25 protein-coding genes are annotated in these 25,776 nt (G+C 30.6%); 15 read left to right on the top strand and 10 right to left on the bottom strand.

What is annotated here, in order from left to right; translation table 11 throughout:
- Positions 1–10 precede the first annotated feature (10 nt).
- From ABD715_RS11525 to dnaG, 6 genes are all read left to right on the top strand, one after another.
- Positions 11–1,393, top strand: coding sequence for a tetratricopeptide repeat protein (locus tag ABD715_RS11525; RefSeq protein ID WP_344788384.1), 1,383 nt, complete (start codon positions 11–13; stop codon positions 1,391–1,393).
- Positions 1,394–1,417: 24 nt separating this feature from the next.
- On the top strand, positions 1,418–1,948 hold the full coding sequence (lptC, locus tag ABD715_RS11520) for an LPS export ABC transporter periplasmic protein LptC (protein ID WP_344788383.1): 531 nt from the start codon (positions 1,418–1,420) through the stop codon (positions 1,946–1,948).
- 101 nt (positions 1,949–2,049) lie between these two features.
- Positions 2,050–2,247, top strand: a complete 198-nt coding sequence (locus tag ABD715_RS11515) for a hypothetical protein (protein WP_344788382.1) — start codon at positions 2,050–2,052, stop codon at positions 2,245–2,247.
- A complete protein-coding gene (locus tag ABD715_RS11510; RefSeq protein ID WP_344788381.1) occupies positions 2,248–3,537 on the top strand; it encodes a hemolysin family protein in 1,290 nt (429 codons plus the stop codon). It begins immediately after the preceding gene.
- 262 nt (positions 3,538–3,799) lie between these two features.
- Complete coding sequence (locus ABD715_RS11505; protein ID WP_344788380.1) at positions 3,800–5,914, top strand: peptidylprolyl isomerase; 2,115 nt, start codon at positions 3,800–3,802, stop codon at positions 5,912–5,914.
- A gap of 174 nt (positions 5,915–6,088) precedes the next feature.
- The gene (dnaG, locus tag ABD715_RS11500) at positions 6,089–8,047 is read left to right on the top strand and encodes a DNA primase (protein ID WP_344788379.1); all 1,959 of its coding nucleotides are present in this window, start codon (positions 6,089–6,091) and stop codon (positions 8,045–8,047) included.
- On the opposite strand, the gene ABD715_RS11495 is transcribed toward dnaG, so the two are convergent.
- Together ABD715_RS11495 and nadE are read right to left on the bottom strand one after the other, a co-directional pair.
- Positions 8,042–8,674 (bottom strand): response regulator, encoded by a 633-nt coding sequence (locus tag ABD715_RS11495; protein ID WP_344788378.1) that lies wholly within the window; start codon positions 8,672–8,674, stop codon positions 8,042–8,044. The genes dnaG and ABD715_RS11495 overlap by 6 nt on opposite strands.
- Before the next feature lie 100 nt (positions 8,675–8,774).
- The gene (nadE, locus tag ABD715_RS11490) at positions 8,775–9,563 is read right to left on the bottom strand and encodes an NAD(+) synthase (RefSeq protein WP_344788377.1); all 789 of its coding nucleotides are present in this window, start codon (positions 9,561–9,563) and stop codon (positions 8,775–8,777) included.
- 173 nt (positions 9,564–9,736) lie between these two features.
- On the opposite strand from nadE, the gene gldB reads away from it, so the two are divergent.
- A complete protein-coding gene (gene gldB / locus ABD715_RS11485) occupies positions 9,737–10,699 on the top strand; it encodes a gliding motility lipoprotein GldB (protein WP_344788376.1) in 963 nt (320 codons plus the stop codon).
- A gap of 2 nt (positions 10,700–10,701) precedes the next feature.
- Entirely contained in the window at positions 10,702–11,037 is a 336-nt protein-coding gene (gldC, locus tag ABD715_RS11480; RefSeq protein ID WP_344788375.1) for a gliding motility protein GldC, read from the top strand.
- A gap of 10 nt (positions 11,038–11,047) precedes the next feature.
- Here the strand turns inward: gldC and def are convergent, their stop codons facing one another.
- The 6 genes from def to ABD715_RS11450 form a co-directional block, all read right to left on the bottom strand.
- Complete coding sequence (def, locus tag ABD715_RS11475; protein WP_344788374.1) at positions 11,048–11,671, bottom strand: peptide deformylase; 624 nt, start codon at positions 11,669–11,671, stop codon at positions 11,048–11,050.
- A 30-nt stretch (positions 11,672–11,701) separates the two neighbouring features.
- Positions 11,702–12,979 carry a rod shape-determining protein RodA gene (rodA, locus tag ABD715_RS11470; protein WP_344788373.1) on the bottom strand — a complete coding sequence of 426 codons (1,278 nt, stop codon included), beginning with the start codon at positions 12,977–12,979 and terminating at the stop codon, positions 11,702–11,704.
- Positions 12,979–14,919 (bottom strand): peptidoglycan D,D-transpeptidase FtsI family protein, encoded by a 1,941-nt coding sequence (locus ABD715_RS11465; RefSeq protein WP_344788372.1) that lies wholly within the window; start codon positions 14,917–14,919, stop codon positions 12,979–12,981. Before ABD715_RS11465 ends, rodA begins: the two co-directional genes overlap by 1 nt.
- Before the next feature lie 83 nt (positions 14,920–15,002).
- A complete protein-coding gene (locus ABD715_RS11460) occupies positions 15,003–15,503 on the bottom strand; it encodes a rod shape-determining protein MreD (RefSeq protein ID WP_344788371.1) in 501 nt (166 codons plus the stop codon).
- Positions 15,496–16,314, bottom strand: coding sequence for a rod shape-determining protein MreC (gene mreC / locus ABD715_RS11455; RefSeq protein ID WP_344788370.1), 819 nt, complete (start codon positions 16,312–16,314; stop codon positions 15,496–15,498). Before mreC ends, ABD715_RS11460 begins: the two co-directional genes overlap by 8 nt.
- 25 nt (positions 16,315–16,339) lie before the next feature.
- Complete coding sequence (locus ABD715_RS11450; RefSeq protein WP_344788369.1) at positions 16,340–17,368, bottom strand: rod shape-determining protein; 1,029 nt, start codon at positions 17,366–17,368, stop codon at positions 16,340–16,342.
- Between the two features lie 279 nt (positions 17,369–17,647).
- Here ABD715_RS11450 and ABD715_RS11445 point away from each other — a divergent pair, with 279 nt between their 5' ends.
- From ABD715_RS11445 to ABD715_RS11430, 4 genes are all read left to right on the top strand, one after another.
- A complete protein-coding gene (locus ABD715_RS11445) occupies positions 17,648–18,082 on the top strand; it encodes a hypothetical protein (RefSeq protein ID WP_344788368.1) in 435 nt (144 codons plus the stop codon).
- Positions 18,083–18,129: 47 nt separating this feature from the next.
- Positions 18,130–18,552 carry a hypothetical protein gene (locus ABD715_RS11440; protein WP_344788367.1) on the top strand — a complete coding sequence of 141 codons (423 nt, stop codon included), beginning with the start codon at positions 18,130–18,132 and terminating at the stop codon, positions 18,550–18,552.
- A 75-nt stretch (positions 18,553–18,627) separates the two neighbouring features.
- Complete coding sequence (locus ABD715_RS11435; RefSeq protein ID WP_344788366.1) at positions 18,628–20,385, top strand: ATP-binding protein; 1,758 nt, start codon at positions 18,628–18,630, stop codon at positions 20,383–20,385.
- Entirely contained in the window at positions 20,378–21,124 is a 747-nt protein-coding gene (locus tag ABD715_RS11430) for a LytR/AlgR family response regulator transcription factor (protein WP_344788365.1), read from the top strand. Before ABD715_RS11435 ends, ABD715_RS11430 begins: the two co-directional genes overlap by 8 nt.
- A 542-nt stretch (positions 21,125–21,666) precedes the next feature.
- On the opposite strand, the gene purH is transcribed toward ABD715_RS11430, so the two are convergent.
- Together purH and ABD715_RS11420 are read right to left on the bottom strand one after the other, a co-directional pair.
- A complete protein-coding gene (gene purH / locus ABD715_RS11425; protein WP_344788364.1) occupies positions 21,667–23,199 on the bottom strand; it encodes a bifunctional phosphoribosylaminoimidazolecarboxamide formyltransferase/IMP cyclohydrolase in 1,533 nt (510 codons plus the stop codon).
- Between the two features lie 380 nt (positions 23,200–23,579).
- Positions 23,580–24,035 (bottom strand): GAF domain-containing protein, encoded by a 456-nt coding sequence (locus ABD715_RS11420; protein WP_344788363.1) that lies wholly within the window; start codon positions 24,033–24,035, stop codon positions 23,580–23,582.
- Positions 24,036–24,107: 72 nt separating this feature from the next.
- On the opposite strand from ABD715_RS11420, the gene xrtF reads away from it, so the two are divergent.
- Genes xrtF through ABD715_RS11405 form a run of 3 tightly spaced genes read left to right on the top strand, consistent with a single transcriptional unit; the run spans position 24,108 to position 25,535 of the window.
- Positions 24,108–24,659, top strand: coding sequence for an exosortase family protein XrtF (xrtF, locus tag ABD715_RS11415; protein ID WP_425567972.1), 552 nt, complete (start codon positions 24,108–24,110; stop codon positions 24,657–24,659).
- Positions 24,652–25,080 (top strand): exosortase F system-associated membrane protein, encoded by a 429-nt coding sequence (locus tag ABD715_RS11410; RefSeq protein ID WP_344788362.1) that lies wholly within the window; start codon positions 24,652–24,654, stop codon positions 25,078–25,080. The genes xrtF and ABD715_RS11410 overlap by 8 nt, the downstream gene beginning before the upstream one ends.
- Positions 25,081–25,136: 56 nt before the next feature.
- Positions 25,137–25,535 carry an HYC_CC_PP family protein gene (locus ABD715_RS11405; protein WP_425567967.1) on the top strand — a complete coding sequence of 133 codons (399 nt, stop codon included), beginning with the start codon at positions 25,137–25,139 and terminating at the stop codon, positions 25,533–25,535.
- Positions 25,536–25,776: the final 241 nt, after the last annotated feature.

The following is a 25,776-nucleotide window of genomic DNA, read 5'->3' as shown; positions in this document are numbered from 1 at the left end:
AATTATTACCATGAAAACAAAAATTACTTTTTTATTAGCTTTCTTATTTATAGGCTTTAATTCAGGTTTTGCACAGCAAGATGAGGAGTGTATGACAAAACTGTCTATATTTCACGAATATGTAAAAGCTAAAAATTATGACGCGGCATTCGAACCTTGGATGGCGGTAAGAAATAAATGTCCAAAGTTTAATACAGCTATTTATATTGATGGAGAAAAAATATTAAACCATAAAATAGACCAAGCATCTGGAGCCGATAAAGTAGCTTTAATTAACGATTTATTATTGTTATGGGAAAAAAGAGCTGAATATTTTGCAAGCAAAACTAAAAAAGGAGAGTATGCTGCAAAAGCTTGCCAATTAATGTATGATAACAAAAAAGAGTTAGGTAAAACTGATGCTGAATTATACGATTGTTTTGATGCAGCTTACAAATTAGATAAAGATACTTTTACAAACCCGAAAAGTTTATATACCTATTTTTCTTTAATGGTAGATTTGTATGATGCAGGGGCTAAACCAGCTCAAGATTTATTTAATAAATACGACGATATTGTAGAGAAAGTAGATGATGAGGTTAAAAGTTACTCAGAAAAACTTAATAAGTTAGCAGAAAAAGTTGATGGAGGAACAGTATTATCTAAAAAAGAAAACAGCTATAAAAGATACTACGAAAGTTATTTAAAAGCTTACGATCAAATTGCTGGTAGTATTGATAGTAAATTAGGAGAAAGAGCAAATTGTACAAACCTTATTCCTCTATACCAAAAAGATTTTGAAGCACATAGATCTGATGCTGTATGGTTAAAGAGAGCGGTTAGCAAGATGTATCATAAAGAATGTACAGAAGATCCATTATACGAGCAATTAGTAAAAGCTTACGATGAAACTGCACCATCTGCAGATACTAAATACTTCGTAGCTACAATTTTACTTAAAAAAGGAAAAACATCTGAAGCAGAAAGCTACTTAAATCAATCTTTCGAGTTAGAAACAGATACTTACAAAAAAGGTAAATTGGCAAACAGAATTGGTTTAATATTAAAAAAGAAGCATAGTTACGGTAAAGCAAGAAACTACTTTAGACAAGCTTTAAAATTAAACCCTTCAAGCGGAAGACCACACCTATCTATAGCAGCAATGTATGCATCTAGTGCTAAAAACTGTGGAGATACTAACTTTAATAAAAGAGCAGTATACTGGTTAGCAGCTCAAGAAGCTCAAAGAGCATCAAGAGTAGATCCAACTTTAAAAAAGGCAGCAGCACAATCTGCTACAAGTTATAAAGCAAAAGCACCTACTAAGTCAGAAATTTTTACAGCTGGTATGACAGGTAAAACAATTACTATTGGTTGTTGGATTGGGTCGTCTGTAGTAGTGCCAAAAATTTAAATGAAACTAATATCAACATATAGAATGTTTAACATAGTCACAGCAATTGCTGTGACTATGTTTTTTTCATGTAATAATAATTTAAGTCAGGTTAATAAAATTGGTGTTTCTGAGAACGAACCCATTGCCGAAGCTGTAGATCTTAATTTTAAGTACATAGATTCTGGTAGGGTTAAATCTATTTTAATTAGCCCGCAAATGTTAGATTACTCTAATAGAAGCTACCCTTATAAAGAGTTTCCTAAGGGGCTCGATTTAGAAGTGTTTAACGAAGACAATAAACGAAGTAATATAATAGCAGATTACGCCATAATTTACGATTTAACAAATTTAATCGATTTACAAGGTAATGTTAAGTTAATTACAGCCGATAAAGACACCTTGTTTGCAGAGCAATTATACTACGATAATACTAAAGGATGGCTGTTTACTAACAAGCCTGTAAAATTTAGAACAGGGTTAGATTTAATACATGGTAATGGTTTCGATTCTAACTCAAAATTTACTAATGCCGAAGTATTAGAAGTTTCTGGTATTGTAACTTTAGACGAGTAGTTACTGCACGTCACTATTTAATAATAAGCTATCAAATAATATAAAGATATATAATACCATATGGTTTTTATCTATCTTTGTATTAAGAATGATTAAATGTTATGACCAAATTTTCAAAATTTTTCCAATATGCCTATTTAATTTTTGCAGCATTATTTCTTTATGACGCTTTTGCAAAATATACTAATACAGGAGAAGTAGCTTATGCTTCTTTATTGTTAGGAGCAACAGCTATTTTTATGTTTTTCTTCAAACGAAAGTTTAGTAAAAAATTCGAAAACAGAAACAACTCTAAATAAATGAGTGTTTATGTAATAATTATAATTGTTTCGTTATTACTATCTGCCTTTTTCTCAGGGATGGAGATTGCATATATATCTTCAAACAAAATACACATCGAAATAGAGAAAAAACAAGAAGGTTTTTTTGCTAAAATATTAAGTAAACTTACAGCAAAACCTTCTAAATTTATAGCAACTATGCTTATTGGTAACAATATAGCACTAGTTATTTATGGGTTTTTTATGGGCGATTTATTGGTCGATTGGTTTCAAACATTTTTACCAACAAGCAATAGTTTTTTAGAGGCAATGCTAACCAATTTTAGTTTGTTAACTCAAACTATAATTTCAACTTTAGTTATTTTAATAACTGCCGAGTTTTTACCTAAGGTATTCTTCCAAATTTATTCTAATTCTCTAATAAAATTCTTTGCCATACCTGCATACATATTTTATGTGTTATTCTCGTTGGTTTCAGATTTTGTTATTTGGATATCAGATTTTGTTCTTAAACATTTTTTTAAAACCGAAGGCGATCAAATTCAGCTAGCATTTACAAAAGTAGAGTTAGGTAACTATATTAGTGAGCAAATGGAATCTGTTGAAGATGATGATGAGGTCGATACCGAAATTCAAATTTTTCAAAACGCATTGGAGTTTTCAGAGGTAAAAGCTAGAGAGGTTATGGTGCCAAGAACCGAAATAATTGGTGTAGAGATTAACGATAGCATTAAAAACCTTAGCGCACTTTTTACTGAAACAGGTTGTACAAAAATTTTAGTTTATAAAGACACGGTAGACGATATTTTGGGTTATGTACATTCTTTCGAGTTGTTTAAAAAGCCAGAGACTATAAAGTCTATGTTACTACCAGTGGAGTATGTGCCAGGTACAGTTTTAATAAACGATGTGCTTAATATTCTTATTAAAAAAAGAAAAAGTATAGCTGTTGTTTTAGACGAGTATGGAGGTACATCTGGTATTATGACTGTTGAAGATATAGTAGAAGAGCTTTTTGGTGAAATTGAAGACGAACACGATAATGTAGATTTAACAGAAGAACTTGTAGACGATAATATATTTAAATTCTCTGCACGTTTGGAGGTAGACCATATAAACGAAACGTATAAAATTAATTTACCCGAAAGCGAACATTACGAAACACTTGGGGGACTTATAGTTAGCCATACAGAAGAAATTCCGCAAGAAGACGATGTTATTAAAATAGATAAGTTTCAGTTTACTATAATAGAGGCATCTAGTGCTAAAATTAGCTTAGTAAAATTAGAACTTGTAGACGAAGATTAATGGTAATAAAATGATTAATATCACAGTAGGTATCAATCATTTTAATTTTCTTACTTCAACAAAAGTAAAAATCTAAAAGTTTAATAGAATTAATGCGCTTTTCTATTTTCATTATTAAATAGAAAATGGTATTTTCGCGCACGATATTTTTGTGAAATTTAAAATAAAAGTGTGTTATAAACACTTAATAATTATAAATTGGGCAAAAAAAATAACAATTTGAATCCCAATAATGGGTATTTTTTAAAAATTTAAATGACAGATGGCAGTTTTAAATAAAATTAGACAACGTTCCTTATTTTTAATCTTAATTATTGCATTGGCTTTATTTGCTTTTGTAATTGGAGATTTATTTAAAAATAGTGATGCACTTTCGGCAAAATCGCAAAATACGGTTGCAACAATAAATGGAAAGGACATTGATCGTAATGAATTTTTACAAAAAGTAGAAGCTGCACAAAGACAAGCAGGACCAAATGCTACAAACACTCAAGTAATGAATTCTGTTTGGGAACAAGAGGTTAGACAAGCTGTTATGGAAACTCAATTCGAAAAATTAGGTATTTCTGTAGAGAAAGACCAAATGAGAGATTTGTTAAAAACAACTTTAGCTAGTAGTCCAGAGTTTTTAAACGAAGCAGGTTTATTTGACGAAAATAAACTAAACGAGTATATAGCTAACTTAAAAGAAACATCTGTCGCTGGTTACCAAGGTTGGGTTAATTACGAAAAATCTATAGCCTCTAATGCCTTACAGCAAAATTACTTTAACATGGTTAAAGCTGGTTTAACAGGTACTTTAGCAGAAGGAGAATTAGCTCATAATTTAGAAGGAAACAAAGTAGATTTAAAATTTATTCAAATTGCTTATTCATCAATTGTAGATAGTACAATTACAGTTTCAAAATCAGATATATCTAGTTATATTAATGATAATAAGCAACAATACGAAGCAGAAGCCTCTAGAGATATTAGATATGTAGAGTTTAAAGAAGTTGCTACTGTTGAAGATGAAAACGCTATTAAAGCAGAATTAAATACTTACTTAACAGGAAAAGAAGCTGGTAGAGATGACGCTATAGAGCCTTTTGCTAAAGTAGAAGATAACGAAACTTATATTAACGAAAATTCTGATGTTAAGTTTGATAACCGTTTTGTATTTAAATCTAGTTTACCAACTGCTGTTGCAGATAATATTTATAACCTTAACGTAGGTGAGACTTACGGACCATATAAAGATGGTGGTAGCTTTAAAATATCTAAACTTATTGCTGTTAAGCAAATTCCAGATTCTGCAAAAGTAAGACATATTCTTATCCCTTATTTAGGCTCTAGATCTGCTGATGCAGCGGTTACTCAAACTGAAGAGCAAGCAAAAATAACTGCAGATAGTTTAGTTAAAGTTATTAAATCTAATAGATCTAAATTTCCTGAATTAGTAAAAGCATTTTCTTCTGATAAAGGAAGTGTAGAGAATGAGGGACGTTACGATTGGCACCCATACAATACAATGGTTCCAGAATTTAACGATTTTGAATTTGAAGGAAAAACAGGAGATATAGGTGTTGTAAAAACAGTTTTTGGTTTCCACGTTATAGAAATAGAAGGACAAAAAGAAAAAAAGAAAGTGGTGCAAGTAGGTACTATTTCTAGAGTTATAGAGCCATCTGAAGCTACAATAGATAAAGTGTTTAGAGATGCTTCTAATTTCGAAATTAAAGTAGGAGAAGGAGATTTTCAAGATATAGCTACAGAAAGTAAGTTTACTGTACGTCCTGTAAATGGAATTAAAGTATTAGACGAAAACATACCAGGCTTAGGTAGCCAAAGACCAATTGTACGTTGGGCTTACGAAGAGGATGCAGAAACAGGAGATGTAAAACGTTTTAATGTTAATGGAGGCTATGCAATTGTACAGTTAGTAGCTAAGCATGAAGCAGGTTTAATGAGTGTAGAAGATGCTTCTGCAACTGCATTACCAGCAATTAGAAAAAAGAAAAAGGCTGAAATGATTAAATCAAGAATTTCTGTAACTAGCCTAGAAGAACTTGCAAAAGCAGAAAACGCTACAATAAGAAACTCGTCTGCTATAAGCATGAAAAACCCAACCATTTCTGGAGCAGGTAGAGAGCCTTTAGTTGTGGGTACTGCCTTTGGACTTAATGAAGGAGAAACATCTGGATTAATAGAAGGTGTTAACGGTGTTTATATGGTTCAAGTAACTAAAGTAATACCTGCTGTAAAGTTAGATAATTACCAAGCAGCTGCTAATAGAGTAGAGCAACAAAAAACAAGTGTTGTTAACTCTAAACTTTATACTGCATTAAAAGACGCTGCAGATATTGAAGATAATAGAGCAAAAACTCAGATTCAATAGAGACATATAGCTTATAAAATTTAAAAAAAGCCTCAATAAATTTGAGGCTTTTTTTATGTCTTAAAATCATCAGTTTTTCTGTCTTGTATTTTCATTTTTTAATATCGAAAGCGCTTTTGTATTTTAAAAATCATTAGTTTATATTACATTTGTCTTTACACTAAAAACAATATATTGATATCACAATCTTCCATAGAACAAGTATTTGAAACCGCTAGAGTAGAAGAGGTTATTGGCGATTTTGTTCAGCTTAAAAAATCGGGTAGTAACTTTAAGGGATTAAGTCCATTTAGCGACGAAAGATCTCCTAGTTTTATGGTGTCTCCTGTTAAGCAAATATGGAAAGATTTCTCTACCGGTAAAGGCGGTACGTCTGTTTCGTTTTTAATGGAACATGAGCATTTTACATATCCTGAAGCTATAAAATATTTAGCTAAAAAGTATAATATAGAAATTGAAGAAACAGTTCAGTCAGACGAGCAAAAAGAGCAAGCTAACGAAAAAGAAAGTTTGTATTTAGTAAGCGAATTTGCAAATACATATTTTCAAAATATACTGCATAAAACAGATCAAGGAAGATCTATAGGTTTAAGCTATTTTAAAGAACGCGGATTTACTGAAGAAACCATAAAAAAATTCGATTTAGGTTATTCTCTTAACGAGTGGCAAGCCTTTACAGATGAAGCATTAAAAAAAGGCTATAACATAGATTATCTAGCAAAAACAGGGCTTACTATTGTAAAAGAAGACAAACGTTTCGATAGGTTTAAAGGTCGTGTTATGTTTCCTATAAAGAGTATGAGTGGTCGTGTTTTAGGATATGGCGGACGTATACTTGTTGCAGATAAAAAAGCTGCAAAGTATGTAAACTCTCCAGAGAGCGATATTTACCATAAAAGCAATGTGCTTTATGGTATTTACCATGCCAAACAAGCTATAGCTAAAGAAGATAATTGCTTTTTGGTAGAAGGCTATACCGATGTTATTCAATTTCATCAAAGAGGTATTACAAACGTTGTATCGTCTTCTGGAACTGCATTAACACCACAACAAATAAGGTTAATAAATAGATTAACTAATAATATAACTGTGCTTTTTGATGGCGATGCAGCTGGTATGCGTGCATCGATAAGAGGTATAGACCTTATTTTAGAACAGGGTATGAATGTTAGGGTTTGTGGTTTTCCAGAAGGAGAAGATCCAGATAGTTTTGCAAAACAAAATTCTTTAGAAGAGCTTACAGATTATTTGTCGAGTAATTCTAAAGACTTTATTCAGTTTAAAGCCTCTATTCTTTTTGAAGAAACAAAGAACGATCCTATTAAAAAAGCCGATACTGTTAGGGATATTATAAATAGTATATCTAAAATTCCAGATCCAATAAAGCGCGAAATTTATATTCAAGAGTGTTCTCGTATTATGGATATAAGTGAAGAGGTGTTGTTTACATCTCTTGCTCAAATAGGAAATAAAGAAGCACAAGATGCTTCAAGTAAACCTAAACAGCAGCCTAAGGCTTTTGAGGTTATTAAACCAGAACAAAAAGTAAAAAAGGTAGATGTACAGTACCTTTTAGAACGAAAGTTGATAGAATCTCTATTATTATATGGTAATAAAGTAGAAGATTTTGAAGATTTAATTTTGAAGGAAAATGCTAAGGGCGATTTGGTTTTAGAGCCTGTTATACAACAAGCAAAAGTGTTCGAAAAAATATTTTTAGACTTGCAAGATGATGAGATGGAGTTTTCTAATTCGCATTTTAAAAATATTTATTTTACAATTATTGATGCTTTAAATCAGAATCCAGATTTTGAGCTAAAAACGTTTATAAATACTATAGATTACGATATGGCTTACGAAATATCTAGTATTTTAATGGAAGACGAACGTTATGGGCTGGACGATTGGGAACGTATGAATATTATACCCAAGAAAAAGAATGATGGAGTAGCGCAACTTGTAAGCGAAACTATTTTAACCTTGCGTTGCTTTTTAATAGATCAAAAAATATTAGAGTTTCAAAAAGAAACCATGCAAAATAAAACCCAAACAAACCGTAACATTCTTGAAGAAGTTAAGGAATATTCGGGTTTAAAAATGTTACTCTCTAGAAAATTAAACCGAGCTTTATAGAGAAGTCTCCATAAGTTTAGCTTGGTTTACTAAATCAACTAAATTTGTTACTTTTAATTTTTTCATCAATCGGGCTTTATATGTACTAACGGTTTTCTCGTTAATATTAAGCTCTTTCGATACTTCTTTGTTTTTTCTTCCAATTGCTAAAAGTTTTAAAACTTCGGTTTCTCTGGTCGATAGTTTTTTAAAGAACGTACCATTTTTGTTAACACGAGTTCCAAAAGCTAATTGCTGCGTTAACTCATTACTTAAATAAATTCCGCCTTCATGTACTTTAATAAGAGCATCATTTATTGTAATAATATTAACGTTTTTAGAAATGTAACCAGATGCACCAGCTTTTATGGCATTTAAACCATATACTTCTTCTGGGTGCCCGCTAAACATAACGGTTTTAATGTCTGGATAATCTGCTTTTAAATAACGTAATACAGTTAATCCATTAAGTTTAGGTAAATCTACTTCTGTAAGGATGATGTCTACCGGTTCTTTTTTAATGAATTCTAAAATGGCTTCGCCATTGTCTAAACTACCAACAATTTTAATGTTTGTAGATGTTGAGAAAAGATGTTCTAAACCTTTTCGAATGATCGGGTGAGGATCTGCTATTAATAATTTTATCATATCTTAGGGGTGGTTTTAATTATCATGATTTGTAGTTAATCTATGATTGAGAGAGTTCCTAAGGTGTAAAAGTAAGAAAAATTTACGAATATAACAAAGTTCAAATAAGATTGTCAGGAATTTCGCAAATTGGTATAGCAATCATTTTGTGTTTATTAGCAGTGTTAAAGCGTTTGTAAATTTTAAACACTTCTTTTTCTCTGTCAGAAAAGTCATTTTCAGTCTTGCCTTCATCATCCATTTTCATAGCCCATTCTAGTTCTGGATACGACGCTCCTATTTGGTCTTCATCGCTTCTTGTGTCTCCAAAAAGCCCATCACTTGGAGCAGCATTAAGTATGGAATCTGGGACGTTAAGAAATTCACCTATTTTATAGACTTCAGATTTTAATAAATCGGCTATCGGACTTAAATCTACACCTCCATCTCCATATTTAGTATAAAAACCAACACCAAAATCTTCAACTTTATTACCTGTGCCTGCAACTAAAAGTTTGTAAAGTCCAGCATAATAATACAAAGTGGTCATTCTTAAACGCGCTCTGGTATTAGCTAATGCCATATCTACTGTAGCTTGGTCTCCATCAAAAAACACTTCGGTTTTAAACTCTTCAAAAACAGGAGTTAAATCTGTTCTTGTGGTGCTTACGTTGCTAAAGTTGTTTTCTAACAATGCCATATGTTCTTGTGCTCTAGTTACATGGCTTTGAGCTTGGTGAATAGGCATTTCTATACACAATACATTTAAGCCTGTTTTTGCACATAGTGTAGATGTTACTGCAGAATCAATTCCGCCAGAAACCCCAACAACAAAACCATTTACTCCTGCTTTTGTCGCATAATTTTTTAACCAGTTTACAATATGATCAACAACTTTTTCTGTATGCATATGAAATAAATTTAATATAAGAATAGTACCTTTGCTAACAAAAATAAAAGAATCACTCAATTAATAAAAATTTATAACGTTTAAGTTTTATATGAAATGCGTTGAGTAAAAAAAAGATGGACTATATACATGGTTGTAACATAACAACCAGCTTGGCATATATAGGTTTGCACATGAGAAAATTTATTACCCTTTTTATTATTGTACTTGGTGTTGCTTCTTGTAAAAAAGAATCGCAATTAGAACAAAATATAGCTAAAATAGATACAAATATTACGGTTGAACGTTTTGATAAATTATTTGCTGAAGCAGATATTAAAGATTTACCAAAAATTAAGAAGCATTATCCGTTTATGTTTTCAGAAAAATATAGCGATACCTTTTGGATCGCTAAAATGCAAGATACTTTGCAAAAGCAGCTTTATGGTGAGGTAGAAAAGGTGTTTGCCGATTTTAGCTCTACAGAACAAGAAATAGAATCTTTATTTAACCATTTAAAGTATTATTTTCCAGAATTTTCTGTTCCTAGAGTGATTACTACAACATCTTTTGTTGATTATAGAAATAAAGTGTTTGTAACAGATACGATTGCTTTAATATCTACTGATACTTATTTAGGTAGTAACCACGAATATTATCAAAGCATACAGAAATTTATAAGAGCAAATTTAAGTAAAGATCAAGTGGTTGTAGATTTAGCAGCCAAATATGCTGATAAGTATGCATTTCAAAAAGAGAAAAAAACATTGTTAGACGAAATGATATATTTTGGAAAGCAATTGTATTTTAAAGATAAAGTTATTCCTTTTAAAACCGAAGCAGAGCGTATAGGCTATACCAACCAGCAATTTAATTGGGCTATGGCCAACGAAAATTATATTTGGCGCTATTTTGTAGAACGTGAATTGTTGTTTAGTACAGACTCTAAGCTGCCTAGTAGGTTTATAAATCCTGCTCCATTTTCTAAATTTTATTTAGAAGAAATAGATGCAGATTCTCCTGGTAGGCTAGGGCAATATATGGGTTGGCAAATAGTAAGAGCTTATATGCAGCAAAATGAAGTGTCTTTAAAAGATTTAATGATAACAAGTACAGAAGAGATTTTTAATAATTCGAAGTTTAAACCCCGTAAATAAAAATGGCTAATAAAATAACATCTAAAATAGAACTAAATGTTGAACTTGATGAAAATCGAGTGCCAGAGAAGTTAAGTTGGACTGCGCAAGATGGCGGTATAACAAATGAAGAGGCTAAAGCGATGATGTTGTCTGTTTGGGACTCTAAGACTCAAGAATCGTTAAGAATAGATTTATGGACAAAAGACATGCCTGTTGATGAAATGAAGGTGTTTTTTCATCAAACACTTGTAGCTATGAGTGATACTTTTAAAAGAGCGACTCAAGACGAAAAAATGACAGCTACAATGAAAGATTTTTGCGATTATTTTGCAGAAAAACTAGAAATTAAAAAGTAAAAGATAGTGTTTATTTGGTGTCTGATATATCTTTTTTTAGATGATCTAGATAAAGAATACCATTTAAATGATCTATTTCGTGTTGAAATATTACAGCAGTAAAACCTTCAATCGTTTCCGTTTTCTGTCTGGACGTCAAGGTATCGTAGGAAATGGTAATTTTAAAATGTCTACTGTTTAAGGTGTCGCTTCTATTGGGTATAGATAAACAACCTTCTTTTACCGTTTGCTTTTTATCTGAATACGATGTTATTTTAGGATTTAAATAGACTTCAAAAGGAAAAAGGTCTTTATCAAAACGTTGTACCCAAATAATATTTTTTAATATGCCAACTTGTGGAGCTGCAATGCCTACGCCCATAGACATGCTATCTCTTACTGTAGCATAAAGGCGTTTTATAAAATGATTAAGCTCAATATTATTAGCATCAGGATTTATGTAATTGCTTTTAGAGCGAAGTAAAAGGGAATCTTTTTTGTTGTTAATTTTATAAATACGCATAGGTTTTAAGCTATCTGCATTCATTATTAAAGCGCTTTCTTGCGAAGTAAATAAAGAGGCTTTTAAGTTTTTAGATCCAGAGCAGCCAAGTATAAATAAAAATGTTATAACTATAAAGAAGTTCTTTATCATTTTAATACATGTTGTTAATGCTAATTTTTGTTACCATTCGTTAATCCTATTAGAGTCTAGTTTTATAAATATAAATATTAATATGGTAAATGCCCAAAGCCCAGAACCACCGTAGCTAAATAAAGGTAGCGGTATTCCTATAGTTGGAATTAAACCCATAACCATGCCTATATTAATTAAAAAGTGCATAAAAATAATGGCTGCTACTCCATAGCCATAAACGCGACTAAATTGAGATTTTTGTAACTCGGCTAAATGTAAAATGCGTAGTAATAATAAAATAAATACAATAACAACAAACGAGGTACCTATAAATCCCCATTCTTCGCCCACTGTACTAAATATATAATCTGTATGTTGTTCTGGTACAAACTTACCCGTAGTTCTTGTTCCTTCCATAAACCCTTTACCTGTAACACCTCCAGAACTAATAGCTTTTTCAGATTCATTAAGGTTGTAGGCAAAAGTTTTTTTCATTTGTTTAAGTTTTACTGGGTCTTTTTCTAGACGCAACCACAAACTTATTCTGTCTTGTTGGTGTGGTTGTAAAATATTTTGATAGAAAAATTTAATACTAACAGATATAACAATACATACTATTAATGCTAAAATAGATTGTATTATTGGTGGCTTTTTTCTGCTTAAAAAATGAAAAGTAGCAATAATTAACGAGGCTATAACACTAGTAATAATAGCACCAAATTTTAAAGATAAAACAGCTATTAATGTGGCAGCAAGGCCAAGTGTTAAATATACTTTAGGTAAACCTTCTCGGTAAAGTACAAAGAAAAAAGCAGCATAAACAATGGTACTACCTGTATCGTTTTGTAATAAAACTAATAAGGCAGGTGTAATTATTATTACAAATGTTTTAAGTTGATCTTTAAAATTTTTAATATCAGTATTTAAATCACTTACATACTTAGCAACAGCAAGTGCGGTGGCTGCTTTGGCAAATTCACTGGGCTGCAATGTCATGCCTCCAATGCCATACCAAGAGGTGGCTCCATTTACATTTTTACCAAAAATAAAGAGGCCTACAAGCGACAGCATGGAGACTATGTAAATTAGACTAGAAAACCGCTCGTAAAACTTAGACTCTATGGCTAGCAATAAAATAATTAACCCAAAGGTTAAAAATATAAACATGAGTTGTTTACCGTAGGGTTGCGAAAAATCTAGATATTCTATTACGTTGCCAGAGTGTGAAGCCGATAATATATTTAACCAGCCAAAACCTGTTAATAATAGAAAAAGGGTAATAGTAATCCAGTCGAATTTAAAATGTTTGTTGCTGTTTCTAATCATTAACTTGAAATGGCGTTTATTTTTTTAAGCGCCTTTTTTAATTGATAATACTCTTGTTCTTCTATAATTTGTAAGGTTGTATTTCCGTTTATTTTAAGAGGTTGGTCTAGATATGGTTTTTTATATTCGTTTTCTAAACTATGCTTTAAAATCCATTCTTCTAAATCTGTTCTTGTAATGGTGTTATTGATGTATTTTTCTATCATTAAACTTGCAATTTTACCTGCAAATCGGCTTCCCCAATATCCGTTTTCCACAAAAACAGCTATAGCTATTTTCGGATTGTCTTTGGGCGCAAAAGCAACAAAAATAGAGTGGTCTGTTAATTGTTGTTTTTTACCATCAATTTTCATAAAGTTTTCTGCGGTACCTGTTTTTCCGCAAATATCTATACCCTTTACTTTTAAAGCAACTGCAGTTCCTTTATTGTAAACATCAAACATACCTTGTACAGCAGGTTCAAAATGTTGTTTGTCTATAGTGGTGTATTTAGGTGTTGTGTAATTAGAGTTTATTGTGTCTCCTTCAATATGTTTAATAATGTGTGGGGTATAAAAGTATCCACGATTGCCAATAGCTGCAACCATGTTTGCGAGTTGTATGGGTGTTGCCTCTACTTCTCCTTGGCCTATGGCGTTAGATATATTGTAGGTTGCAGCCCACCTGTTTTTACCATACCATCTGTCATAAAAAGCACCATCAGGAATTCTTCCTTTGTTACCAATTTTTAAATCGTAGCCCAGATAATTTCCTAGTCCAAAACTTTTTATATGCTTGCTCCAAGCATCCATTCCGTCAGCTGGTTTGTCATATTTTTCAATAATGCGTCGGTATACATTAGCAAAGTAGGCATTGCAAGATTGAGCAATACCCTCGTTCATACTTAACGGACTTTTATGGTGGTGACAACCAGTTAGTTTTTTGCTACCTAAATAATACCCCATTCTACATTTAAACTTATCTTCTGTTGTTACAACATTTTCTTGTAAAGCAACTAGGGCGTTTAATACTTTAAAAGGAGACCCTGGAGCATATTGTGCTTTTAAACCACGGTCGAATAGTGGTTTTGCTATGGTATCGTAATAAAGTTTAGTAAAGTTTTTAGAACGCTCTCTACCAACTAAAAGGTTGGGGTTGTATGAAGGCGCAGAAACCATGGATAGTATTTCTCCAGAGCTAGGTTCTATAGCTATAATACCTCCTCTTTTATTACGCATTAATAATTCGCCATAGGCTTGTAATTTAGAGTCTATGGTTATTGTAATGTCTTTTCCTTGTTCTGGAATGGTATCGAATTTACCGTTTTTATACGGACCAATATTTCTGTTAAATCTATCTTTTTGAATGTGTTTAATACCTTTAGCTCCTCTTAAAATTTCTTCGTAAGATGCTTCGACACCTTGTAAACCTATTAAATCTCCCATTTTGTAATAGGAGTCTCTATTAATAACAGCATTATTTACTTCTCCAATATCGCCTAAAACATTAGCGCCTATTGTAGTCTCGTATTTTCTTAAAGATCTTTTTTGAATATAAAACCCTCTAAATTTTCGCATTTTTTCTTGTAAAACAGCATAATCTTCTTTAGAAATATGAGATTGGAAAACAGAAGATAGCCTTGGGGAATAATGCTTAGCTTTATTGTAGGTTTTTATAAATTTTTCTTTATCAATTTTTAAAAGGGCACAAAACTCTAATGTGTCTAAAGGTTCTACTTCGCGAGGTATAACCATAACATCGTAAGAAGGCTGATTGGCTACTAATAATTTACCATTCCTGTCGTAAACAAAACCTCGTTTAGGATAATCGTATACTTTTCTTATAGCATTGTCGTTTTCTATGCTATAAGTATCGGATGAGTATACTTGAAGATAAAAGAGTCTTGCTAAAAACAAAAACCCAGTAAGTATAATGGTAAGAAATAGTAAGATTTGTCTCAAGTTAATTATATTTTAATAGGATGCAAAGGTCAAATAATTTTTTAAAAATTATTAAAGAATCTATCAATAAATGACATTTTTATTTACTTCGTGTTTCTGCTAAAAATAATAGATAATATGACACACAATAAAATAGTAAATATACTTGAGAATAACGTCTTTTGAAGCACTAAAATTGTTTTAGAAATACTAAAAACTTCTAAAGAGAAAAATATAAAGTGATGCAGAATAGTAAGCAGTGCTATATATGTTATTTTTGAACCTAATTCTGTTGAATCAAATTTTATATTATGATACATAGATCCAAAAGCAAACTTTAAAAAAATTGGGCGTGCATAAGCAATGGTTAATATAGATGCAGCATGAATACCTCCACTATCTGCAAGCATATCGATTGATATACCTAACAAGAAACTAAAAAAGAGAAACAATAAGCGGTTGTTTTGAACAGGGTAAAAGGCAACAAATAAAATATAAACATAGGGGTTTATATTACCCATAAAATTTATATGGTTGCATATTAAAACTTGGGCAAGTATAAGTACGAAAAAGCGAATGGTATGTATAGATATTACCTTATTCATTATTTTCGTTTAGTAAATTGTTAATTTCTAGAATATCTCTATTCTCTATAATATAAACATGCTCTATGTTAGTCATGTCGTTAAATAAAGCAATGTTTATTTCGTAATAATTTTCGGCAGCATCTAATTCAAAATCTTTTATAGTACCTATAGGAATGCCTTTAGGAAAAATAGACGATCTTCCAGAAGTTATTATAGTGTCTCCTTTTGCTACGGGTGCTATTTTTTCTACGTCTATTAATTGTATAATATTAGGTGAGTTACCATTCCAGACCAAAGATCCAAAATGATTTGTTTTTTTTAACTGTGCGCTAATTTTATTTGTGGTATTTAGAATAGAAATAACAGTAGCATAGTTGCTGCTTACACGATCTATTATACCTACAATACCTTTTGTGGTAACCACACCAAAATCTTGTTTAATACTATCGTTTTTACCTTTGTTTAAAAGTAAAATGTTATCTGTGCCAGAGTAGCTGTTTTTTATAATATTGGCTGTGCTAAATTTATAAGTTTTTGCAGTTGTAGAATCTAAAATAACAGAATCTATTGCAGTTTCGCTATTGTAAAGTATAGATTTTAAAGTGTTATTTTCTTCTACTAAAAGTTTATTTTGAGACTTTAAATTTAAATATTGGCTTGTATTATTAATTGTGTTGTATAGACCTCCAGATAAAAAATTCGCAGAATTTATAAACTTACTCTTATGGTAAGAATGCGATTGAATTGTAAAAATAAGAGATATAGAAAACAGCAATAGAAACAACAAAAACAATTTGTTTCGTATTATAAAATTTATAATCTGCTGCATGGGGTAAAACCTATTTTAATGCTTTTTATTTTATCAATACACTTTTGTATTTAGGTAAATTTTTAAGTGTAATACCTGTACCACGAACTACAGCTCTTAAAGGATCTTCTGCAATATAAACAGGTAAATCTGTTTTTTGCGATAAACGTTTGTCTAGTCCGCGAAGCATAGAACCACCACCAGCTAAATAAATACCCGTATTATAAATATCGGCAGCTAATTCTGGAGGAGTTTGAGATAGAGTTTCCATTACTGCATCTTCAATACGTAAAATAGATTTATCTAAAGCTTTTGCAATTTCTCTATAAGAAATAGAAACTTGTTTCGGTTTTCCTGTTAATAAATCTCTACCTTGTACACTCATATCTTCTGGTGGTAGCTCTAAATCTTCAGTAGCAGCACCAATTTGTATTTTTATTTTTTCAGCAGTACGTTCTCCAACATATAAATTGTGTTGTGTACGCATGTAATAAACAATATCGTTTGTAAATACATCACCTGCAATTTTAACAGATTTGTCGCAAACAATACCACCTAGAGCAATAACAGCAATTTCTGTAGTACCGCCACCTATATCTACAACCATATTTCCTTTAGGTTGCATAATATCTACACCAATACCAATAGCTGCAGCCATAGGCTCGTGAATTAAGTATACCTCTTTACCATTAACACGTTCGCAAGATTCTTTTACCGCACGCATTTCTACCTCTGTAATTCCAGATGGAATACAAACTACCATGCGTAAAGCTGGGGTGAAAAATTTCTTTTTTAAAGCTGGTATGTTTTTAATAAACATACTAATCATTTGCTCCGAAGCATCAAAATCTGCAATTACACCATCTTTTAAGGGGCGAATAGTTTTTATGTTTTCATGCGTTTTACCTTGCATTAAACTAGCTTCTTGACCAACAGCTATTATTTTTCCAGATATTCTGTCGCGAGCCACAATAGATGGCGCATCAACAACAACCTTGTCGTTATGAATAATAAGTGTGTTTGCAGTACCTAAATCTATTGCAATTTCTTCGGTTAAGAAATCAAAAAAGCCCATGTATTAAGAGTGATTAATGAAGTTATTATTGAAACGCAGTAAAAGTAATAAATCTAAAGAAAAAAAGGGATGTTTATTATTGTAAGTTAACAAAATAATTTTTATTGCTCATATTGCTTCATAAAAAGTAACTTTTTTTTGGTAAAGAACTATCAATTTATAACAGTGAAATTCAATATTTAGTGTTTTTTATCTGATTAATTTGCTTTTTATCGAATTTATAGTATATTTGAATCTCTTTTATCAAAAAATATAATATTAATTATAATCTCTCACAAAATGGAAGTTACAACTTTAAGTGTATCCAACCCACCTGGTCAACCTCTAGCTCAAAGTAATTTAAAAATTAGAAAACTAGAAGCTCAAATTAATTTTGCGTTTAATTCAACAAGTATCAAACCGTTCTCTCCGCTTGTTCAAGCTAGTTTTGGTATAACAGGCGACTTGCAAATTAGCGCAGTTGTTTATTTGGCTTCGTGCGAATCACCTCAATTATCTGCAGTAAACCAAGAATCTATTATTTTAAACTCTGATAAAACTCAGTTAAATTTTTTTATAGTTTATGATGCTCTAGAAAAAAGTAATCAAACTTTTGATGCTTATAGAATAGATTTTATTGTTAAAAACCCACCTAAAGATTTAGTGCAAATACAAACGTTTCTTTGGGGAAAAGAGTCTATGGCTTCTGGCGGAACAATTACAGTTTTAAATTAAGCTAATTGTTAAAATAAATAAGAACTTAACCCTAAATTTAATATATTATGATTTCTACAGAAGTTGAATTGCCACCAAACACAACCAAATTAACAACAGTTACTAATTTAAACAAAGGAGCCTTAATATCTCCATCTACACAAACAACGGTTACACCGTTACCTCCAGATAATGTAACAGCAATACAAAGCAATAATTTAATTGCTGTTACAGCGACAATTTATATTGATGCAGCCGATAATTTAACAAGTTTAGATATCTATACAGCAAATTCTTTAAAAGTAGGAGGTATTCAAGATGTTTATGTAGTTTATAATTATGAGGAAGAAGTGCCTTTGGCATTATATCCTTATACTATTTCCTTTAATATTGATAACCCAACCAATGCGATTAATAAAATTGAATCGTATTTATGGGATGAAGATCCGGTTTCTTCCAGAGGAACGGTTACAGATATTACGGGTGGATAAATCTGTTTTTAAATAAAAGTATTTTAATAACTACAGGTAATTGCTTGTAGTTATTTTTTTTATTTATTTGTCTTTATGAAATTTCACAAAAAAAGTTTTTATAAAATTAAGTTATGCATAGTTGTAATATTTTTTTGTAACCAACTAATAGCTCAAAAACAGGAGAAACTAGATGCATTTAGTATAGCCATTAAAGAAAAATTAGATTTAAATAAATCGAGTTCTTTTTTTTATAAAGCAGGTATGTTTTTTTTAAATAAAGAATGGGATTCTGTATTGGTTTATACAGCAAGACATAGAAATTTAGATAAAAACCAAAATAAATTAAAAGATTATAATCATTATTTAAGAGGGTATAGTTTTAAGCAAAAGTTATTGTTAAAAGAAGCAAAAAAGGAATATAAGACAATATCGTCCAATTTTAAGTTTAGTAATTTAGTAACCTTTCGTTTAGCCCAAGTAGCGTTAGAAGAAAATAAATTTGAAGTTGCTATCTCGTATTTAAATAGTATAATAAATCTTCCAGATAGTCAATATATTTATTTAAATAAAGGAGATGTTTTGCAAAATTTGGGTGTTTGTTATTTACATTTAAAAGCGTTCGATAAAGCAGAACCATATTTGCTCGATTTTATGCATTATCAAGAAAAAGCAAAAGATACCTTAGGGATAATTGCAGCTTACGGAAATCTAGCAAATTTTTATTACGAACAGTATAAAGATAATCTGGCTATTCCTTATTTCGAAAAAGCGTATTTATTGTCTAAGAGCACTAATGATTTTAAAAAAAGAAATAATGCATCTTTAAATATGGCGGTGGTAGAAGAGAATCGTAAAGATTTTAAAAAAGCACTACAATACAGAAAAGAATACGAAAAATGGCACGATTCTTTAAACGACCAAAATAAAATTTATGAAGTAGCAAAGTTAGAAAAGCTGTTTGCTGTTAAACAAAAGCAAAAAGAAGTGAGTTTGCTTAAAATAGAAAACAAAGCAAAAATAATTGAGCGAAATGGCTTGTTGTATTCTGCATTAACCTTATTAATTTTATTGGGGGTGACTTTTTATTTTTATAATGAGAAAATAAAATCGAATAAAATTATAATGGCTCAAAAAGAAGGTTTAGACGAGTTAAATGCAACAAAAGATAAATTGTTTTCTATTATTAGTCATGATTTACGTTCTTCGGTTAACGCACTAAAAAGCAGTAATACTAAGTTGTTAGATAATTTAGAAGAAAAGAATTTAGAGGCTCTAGATGGTTTGCTTCAAAATAACAGTGCCATTGTAAATAGTGCGTATAGTCTGTTGGATAATTTGTTGCATTGGGCATTATTGCAAACAAAACAATCTTATTTCGAAATTGAAGCTTTGCGCTTGTTTTTTATAGTAGAGCAAATGGCATATAATTACAAACCACTTATGCTAGACAAGTCTATAGATTTTAATAATAAAGTGTTAAAAAAAGATATTGTTTTAGTAGATCAAGAATCGTTAAAAATTATATTAAGAAACCTACTAGACAATGCTATAAAGTTTTCTAAACCTAACGGAAAGATAAAGATTTACACAACATATACTACAGATAATTTTTGCGATTTAGTTATCGAAGATTCGGGTTTGGGCATGAGTAAAAACACCCAAAATAGTCTTCTAGAAAATACTATAATAGTGTCTAAAAAAGAAAACAAAGATATTATTGGTACAGGTTTAGGGTTGCAGTTATGCAAATCGTTAATACAAAAGAATAACGGAAAATTAGCTATAGAAAGCGAATTAGGAAAAGGTACAAAAATGATTGTATCTTTACCAAAAACAACATTAAATGGATAAGGTTAATGTTCTTATTATAGAAGATACTCCTGCAGAAAGTAATAGGTTGATAAAAGTACTAGAAGCCAATAATTATAATGTCGTTGCTGTTGCTACAACGTTTAAAGATGGTTTAAATTTCTTTTACAACCAGCTTATAGACATTATTATTATAGATATTTTTTTAAATGGAAATGCCGATGGTATTTCTTTTGCAGAAACCATTAGTTTAAATCCAAATGGCTCTAAGCCTTTTGTGTTTTTAACCAGTTCTACAGATCGCAAAATTTTTGAGCGCGCTAAGCTAACTCAACCTTTTAGTTATTTAATGAAACCCTTTAATGAGTTAGAAATTCTTTATGCCTTAGAAATGGCTTTAGAGAAATTTTACGAGCAACCAGATACTTTTTTAGGAGATCAAGAAAATACTGTTGTTAGTAAAGACTACTTATTTATTAAAAAAGGAAAATCTTTAAAAAAGGTACAGCTATCTCAAATTATCTTTATTGAGGTAGAAGAGAAATATTGTAATATAATTACCGAAAAAGAAAAATTTGTTATACTAATATCGTTAACAAAAATTTTAAAATTGTTAGATCAATCTGTGTTTTCTAGAACGCATAGAAACTACATTGTAAATACAGCAAAAATTGTAGAAATTGTACCTGCAGATAACCTTATTGTGCTTTCTGGTAACCATAAAGCATTACTTAGCGATACTTATAAAAGTATTTTAAAAACCATACCAACACTTAAATAAAGCTCTTTTTTTTTGCTTAAAACGATTATAATTTATGCATCGTTTTAATTTTTTCTGTCTTATACCAAAAAATACCTGCCTTATGCCATTTTTTTAATTTGGCACTGCCTTTGCATGTAGTTTTACATTATAAATAAAATGTACCAATTTACTTGGTGTATATATTTTAAATATGGCACTTAAACGAAAAAACAAAAAAGGGATGCAGGTAGCTAAAAGAAAAAAATCAGATTATTTTATATGTTTTATAATGTTGGCTGTTATTTTACAGTTGTCAGTACTTCTTTACCGTTTGTTTGCGTTAACAGTATTGTAATGCGCTATTTTTTTCAATCAAAAAAGAATGCTAAGGGATTATATTTTTTCTTTTTTGATTTTTTAACCAAGAGATTTTATATGTAGTAAACTTAAAAACTAAGGGATTTTTTTTGAGAGGATTATTACTGTATTCAGGTTAAAAAAAAAGAGCACCTTTTGGTGCTCTTTTTAAATTTTAATATGTTTTTGTTTACCCTCAATTTTACAAGAGTTTAAACTTTATTTTAATGTTTAAAATGGCGTGTTCCCGTCATAACCATAGCAACATTATTATCGTTACAATAATCAATGCTTAATTGGTCTTTTATAGAACCGCCTGGCTGTATTACAGATGTAATACCCGCTTTATTTGCAATTTCTACACAATCTGGAAAAGGAAAAAATGCATCACTAGCCATAGCAGCTCCTTTTAAGTTAAAGTTAAAAGATTCTGCTTTATGTATCGCCTGTTGTAAAGCATCAACACGACTAGTCTGTCCTGTTCCACTAGCACATAATTGTTTGCCTTTTACAAGTACAATAGTGTTCGATTTTGTATGCTTACAAATTTTAGAAGCAAATATTAAGTCCTCAACATCAGCAGTAGTTGGCGCAGTATTAGTAACCGTTTTTAAATCTTCAGCTTTATCTGTAATATTATTTCTGTCTTGTAATAAAACACCATTTAAACAGCTTCTTACGTTCATTTTTGGCATTTCAATATCATGAATTTCTAATAAAATTCTATTCTTTTTACCTTTTAAAATCTCTAAGGCATCTGCAGCAAAAGCAGGAGCAATAACCACTTCACAGAATAGTTTGTGTATTTCTTCAGCGGTAGCTAAATCTATTTCTTTATTACTAATTAAAACACCACCAAAGGCAGATACAGGATCTCCTGCTAAGGCATCAATATAGGCTTGATGTAAATTATCGCGTTGCGCCAAACCGCAAGCATTATTGTGTTTTAAAATGGCAAATGTTGGTGCATCGTTTTTAAATTCTAGCATTAAGTTTACAGCAGCATCAACATCCAAAAGGTTATTGTAACTTAATTCTTTACCATGAAGTTTAGTAAATAACTCATCAAAATTTCCAAAGAAAAAACCTTTTTGGTGTGGGTTTTCTCCGTAGCGTAAAACCTTACCTTTAGTTTCGCTAATTTTTAAAGCAGCTTCATCATGATTTTGATTAAAATAATTAAAAATAGCAGTATCGTAATGAGACGAAACATTAAAAGCCTTTCCAGCAAAACGTTTTCTGTCTTCTTGAGAAATAGACCCTTTATTGGCAGATATTACATCTAAAAACTCAGCATAATCATCAACAGAAGATACACAAATAACATCTGCATAATTCTTAGCAGCTGCTCTAATTAAAGAAATACCACCTATATCAATTTTCTCGATAATATCTTGCTCTGCAGCACCAGAAGCTACAGTTTTTTCAAACGGATATAAATCAACAATAACCACATCAATTTGCGGAATTTCGTATTCTGCTAATTCGGCAACATCGCCATCATGGTTTTGTCTATTTAAAATACCTCCAAAAACTTTAGGGTGTAATGTTTTTACACGACCACCAAGTATAGAAGGGTAAGACGTTACATCTTCTACCGGAACAACATTTATTCCTAAATCGTTAATAAATTTTTCGGTACCTCCAGTAGAGTAAATAGTTACGCCTTGTTTGTCTAATTCTTTAACTATAGGCTCTAAACCGTCTTTACTAAAAACAGATATTAATGCCGATTTAATTGTTTTTTCGTTGCTCATTGCTGTTGTGTTGTTCAAAATTCCATGCTTATAATACCATGAAATTCAAGTTATTTTAAAGTCTAGTTTTTTATAAAATGCAAAAGTACTTATTTCCTTTAAAAAAAATAGCTAAGAATACCCGAAAAAGAAAGTGAGTTTTTAACTAAAAACACAATTTGTTAACATTAAAAATTAAAATACTACAAAAACACAGCGTAAAAATAATTTGAGCGTTACCTTTTGCGCTCCTGCAAGGTTAAAAAGAAACCATGCAGGAGCGCAAAAGGTCAGGCTTTCGGCAGTCGCTTTTTTTGAGAAAAACAAAAAAGAGCTTCAACAAATGCCTCAATCCTTAACGCGGGTGTATATCTGCAAAAATAGTGTTTGCATAAATACTGTTAAAGCATGCTAGCAACCTGGCTGCAAACAAACTCTAAAAAGCGCTCGTCAGCTTCAGTAAAAGGGTCTGGTGTGTTAGAGTCTATGTCTATTTGTCCAATATTTTCTCCATTAACAAAAACCGGAACCACAATTTCTGCCTTTACCGTAATGCTACAAGCAATATAATTGTCTTGAGCAGCAACATCTGGCACAACAAAATTCTGGTTACTTACAGCAACTTGTCCGCAAATACCTTTTCCAAAAGGAATAACAGTATGGTCTGTAGGAGCGCCAACATAAGGACCTAAAAGCAATTCTTCTTTATTTCCGTTTCTAAAATAGAAACCAACCCAATTATAATAGTCTAAATGTTCTTCAAGTAATTCGCAAATGTTTAGAAGGCGCTCGTCTACCGTTTTTTCTGTGCTAGCTATTATATGTTCTACCTTAGGTTTTAATATTTCGAAAATCATTGCTTTAAATTTTAGGCAAAAGTATTTAAAAAGCTGTAACTTCGATATTCTATTTTTAATAAATTTAACATTCTGAAAACTTTAATTGTAAAATACAAATCGGTAATAAAATTTATAGCTACTTTTTTAGTGGTTTATATCTTGTTGTCTGTAACGTATAAGTTTTATTTACAGTTTTCCCATGGCTTAAAATTCTATCCAGATTATTTTACACATTTGGTAGCAATACAAAGCGAGACGTTGTTAAACACCTTTGGGTATAACACAGCAATATTGCCACACCCAAACGAGCCATCTATAAAATTAATAGTAAATGGACAATATTTAGCAAGAGTAATAGAAGGTTGTAACTCCATTAGTGTTATTATTCTTTTTGTATCTTTTGTAATAGCCTTTTCTGGTCAATTAAAAGACACGGTGCTTTTCGTGCTTTCGGGAGGTGTGCTACTATATGTTGTAAATTTATTACGTATTGTTATGTTAAGTATAGGTATTTATCATTTTCCAGATAAATCTGGGTTTTTACATACCGTTATTTTTCCAGGAATTATTTATGGTATGGTTTTTTTATTATGGATGTTTTGGGTAAATCGTTTTTCTAAATTAAATAAAAAGAATGAGTAAGTCTCTTAAATACATTTTGCTTTTTATAGGGTTTACTTTATTGGTTTTAATCCGGTTTTTCGAGCATGAATTATTCTACGATCCGTATTTAACTTTTTTCGAAAACGATTATTTATATATAGATAACCCTAGGCGAGAAGTTTTAAAACTAACCATATTTACAACCTTACGTTATGCTTTAAATACCCTAATTTCTTTAGCAATACTGTTTCTTGTTTTTAAAGATAAAAGTATTGTTAAATTTTCAGCACTAATATATATCTTATCTTTTTTAATACTAATTATATTGTATTTGTATTTTGTAATTAACCCAAGACAAGAAGATTATTACTTGTTTTTTAATTTGCGTCGTTTTCTTATTCAGCCTATTATTTTAATATTATTACTGCCCGCTTTTTATTATCATAAATTAAAAAAATAAATGTTAATCATTTTATAAAATAAGATAAGTTATTGCCTTTTTTGTATTTTTACAAGGTGATAAAGAAACTATTACATAAAGCTTTTTCTATTGTTATGATGCTATTAGTGTTGTTTTCAACAGTATCTTTTACTATTGAAAAGCATTTTTGTGGCGATGTTTTAATAGATGTCTCTTATTTTTTTGAAGGAGATACATGTGCTATGGACGTAGAAGAAACCATAAAAAAACGAAGCTGTTGTAAAGATGAGGTTGATGTTGTAAAAGGCCAAGACGAATTGCAATTAGGAGCCTTTAAAGATTTTGATTTGCAACCAGAGTTTGTTACAGCATTTGTTTATACTTACATTAATTTATTTAAGGGTTTACCTAAGCAGGTTATACCGCATAAAGATTATTCTCCACCTAATTTGGTTGCCGATATTCAGGTTTTAGACCAAGTTTTTATTATTTGATAATATACATTTTTAAATTCACTTTATTTAAAGTGCATTTAAATTAAATGTAATACTCAAATAAAACTCACAATTATACACATATTAATTTCGGTTTGTACTGGAATGCTTTTTAAGTATATTAAATAATAGAAAAGTTAATATGTATGTTATTCCATTATTTATTTTGAGTATCTCAACTTTATAGAGCAGCTAAAAGTTTATGCCTATTTGTTTAAAATAGCATCATACTAAAAAAGCT

The sequence above is a fragment of the Postechiella marina genome (genome assembly GCF_039538365.1).
Lineage (GTDB): Bacteria > Bacteroidota > Bacteroidia > Flavobacteriales > Flavobacteriaceae > Postechiella > Postechiella marina.
Note: the sequence above shows the minus strand (reverse complement) of the source record. Positions and strands in the feature narration are given on the sequence as shown.

Bases quoted from the DNA above. Each gene is read 5' to 3' on its own strand.
- ABD715_RS11525 (WP_344788384.1), top strand. From the start codon at position 11: ATGAAAACAAAAATTACTTTTTTATTAGCTTTCTTATTTATAGGCTTT.
- lptC (WP_344788383.1), top strand. From the start codon at position 1,418: ATGTTTAACATAGTCACAGCAATTGCTGTGACTATGTTTTTTTCATGT.
- ABD715_RS11515 (WP_344788382.1), top strand. From the start codon at position 2,050: ATGACCAAATTTTCAAAATTTTTCCAATATGCCTATTTAATTTTTGCA.
- ABD715_RS11510 (WP_344788381.1), top strand. From the start codon at position 2,248: ATGAGTGTTTATGTAATAATTATAATTGTTTCGTTATTACTATCTGCC.
- ABD715_RS11505 (WP_344788380.1), top strand. From the start codon at position 3,800: ATGGCAGTTTTAAATAAAATTAGACAACGTTCCTTATTTTTAATCTTA.
- ABD715_RS11495 (WP_344788378.1), bottom strand. From the start codon at position 8,674: ATGATAAAATTATTAATAGCAGATCCTCACCCGATCATTCGAAAAGGT.
- nadE (WP_344788377.1), bottom strand. From the start codon at position 9,563: ATGCATACAGAAAAAGTTGTTGATCATATTGTAAACTGGTTAAAAAAT.
- gldB (WP_344788376.1), top strand. From the start codon at position 9,737: ATGAGAAAATTTATTACCCTTTTTATTATTGTACTTGGTGTTGCTTCT.
- gldC (WP_344788375.1), top strand. From the start codon at position 10,702: ATGGCTAATAAAATAACATCTAAAATAGAACTAAATGTTGAACTTGAT.
- def (WP_344788374.1), bottom strand. From the start codon at position 11,671: ATGATAAAGAACTTCTTTATAGTTATAACATTTTTATTTATACTTGGC.
- rodA (WP_344788373.1), bottom strand. From the start codon at position 12,979: ATGATTAGAAACAGCAACAAACATTTTAAATTCGACTGGATTACTATT.
- ABD715_RS11460 (WP_344788371.1), bottom strand. From the start codon at position 15,503: ATGAATAAGGTAATATCTATACATACCATTCGCTTTTTCGTACTTATA.
- mreC (WP_344788370.1), bottom strand. From the start codon at position 16,314: ATGCAGCAGATTATAAATTTTATAATACGAAACAAATTGTTTTTGTTG.
- ABD715_RS11450 (WP_344788369.1), bottom strand. From the start codon at position 17,368: ATGGGCTTTTTTGATTTCTTAACCGAAGAAATTGCAATAGATTTAGGT.
- ABD715_RS11445 (WP_344788368.1), top strand. From the start codon at position 17,648: ATGGAAGTTACAACTTTAAGTGTATCCAACCCACCTGGTCAACCTCTA.
- ABD715_RS11440 (WP_344788367.1), top strand. From the start codon at position 18,130: ATGATTTCTACAGAAGTTGAATTGCCACCAAACACAACCAAATTAACA.
- ABD715_RS11435 (WP_344788366.1), top strand. From the start codon at position 18,628: ATGAAATTTCACAAAAAAAGTTTTTATAAAATTAAGTTATGCATAGTT.
- ABD715_RS11430 (WP_344788365.1), top strand. From the start codon at position 20,378: ATGGATAAGGTTAATGTTCTTATTATAGAAGATACTCCTGCAGAAAGT.
- purH (WP_344788364.1), bottom strand. From the start codon at position 23,199: ATGAGCAACGAAAAAACAATTAAATCGGCATTAATATCTGTTTTTAGT.
- ABD715_RS11420 (WP_344788363.1), bottom strand. From the start codon at position 24,035: ATGATTTTCGAAATATTAAAACCTAAGGTAGAACATATAATAGCTAGC.
- ABD715_RS11410 (WP_344788362.1), top strand. From the start codon at position 24,652: ATGAGTAAGTCTCTTAAATACATTTTGCTTTTTATAGGGTTTACTTTA.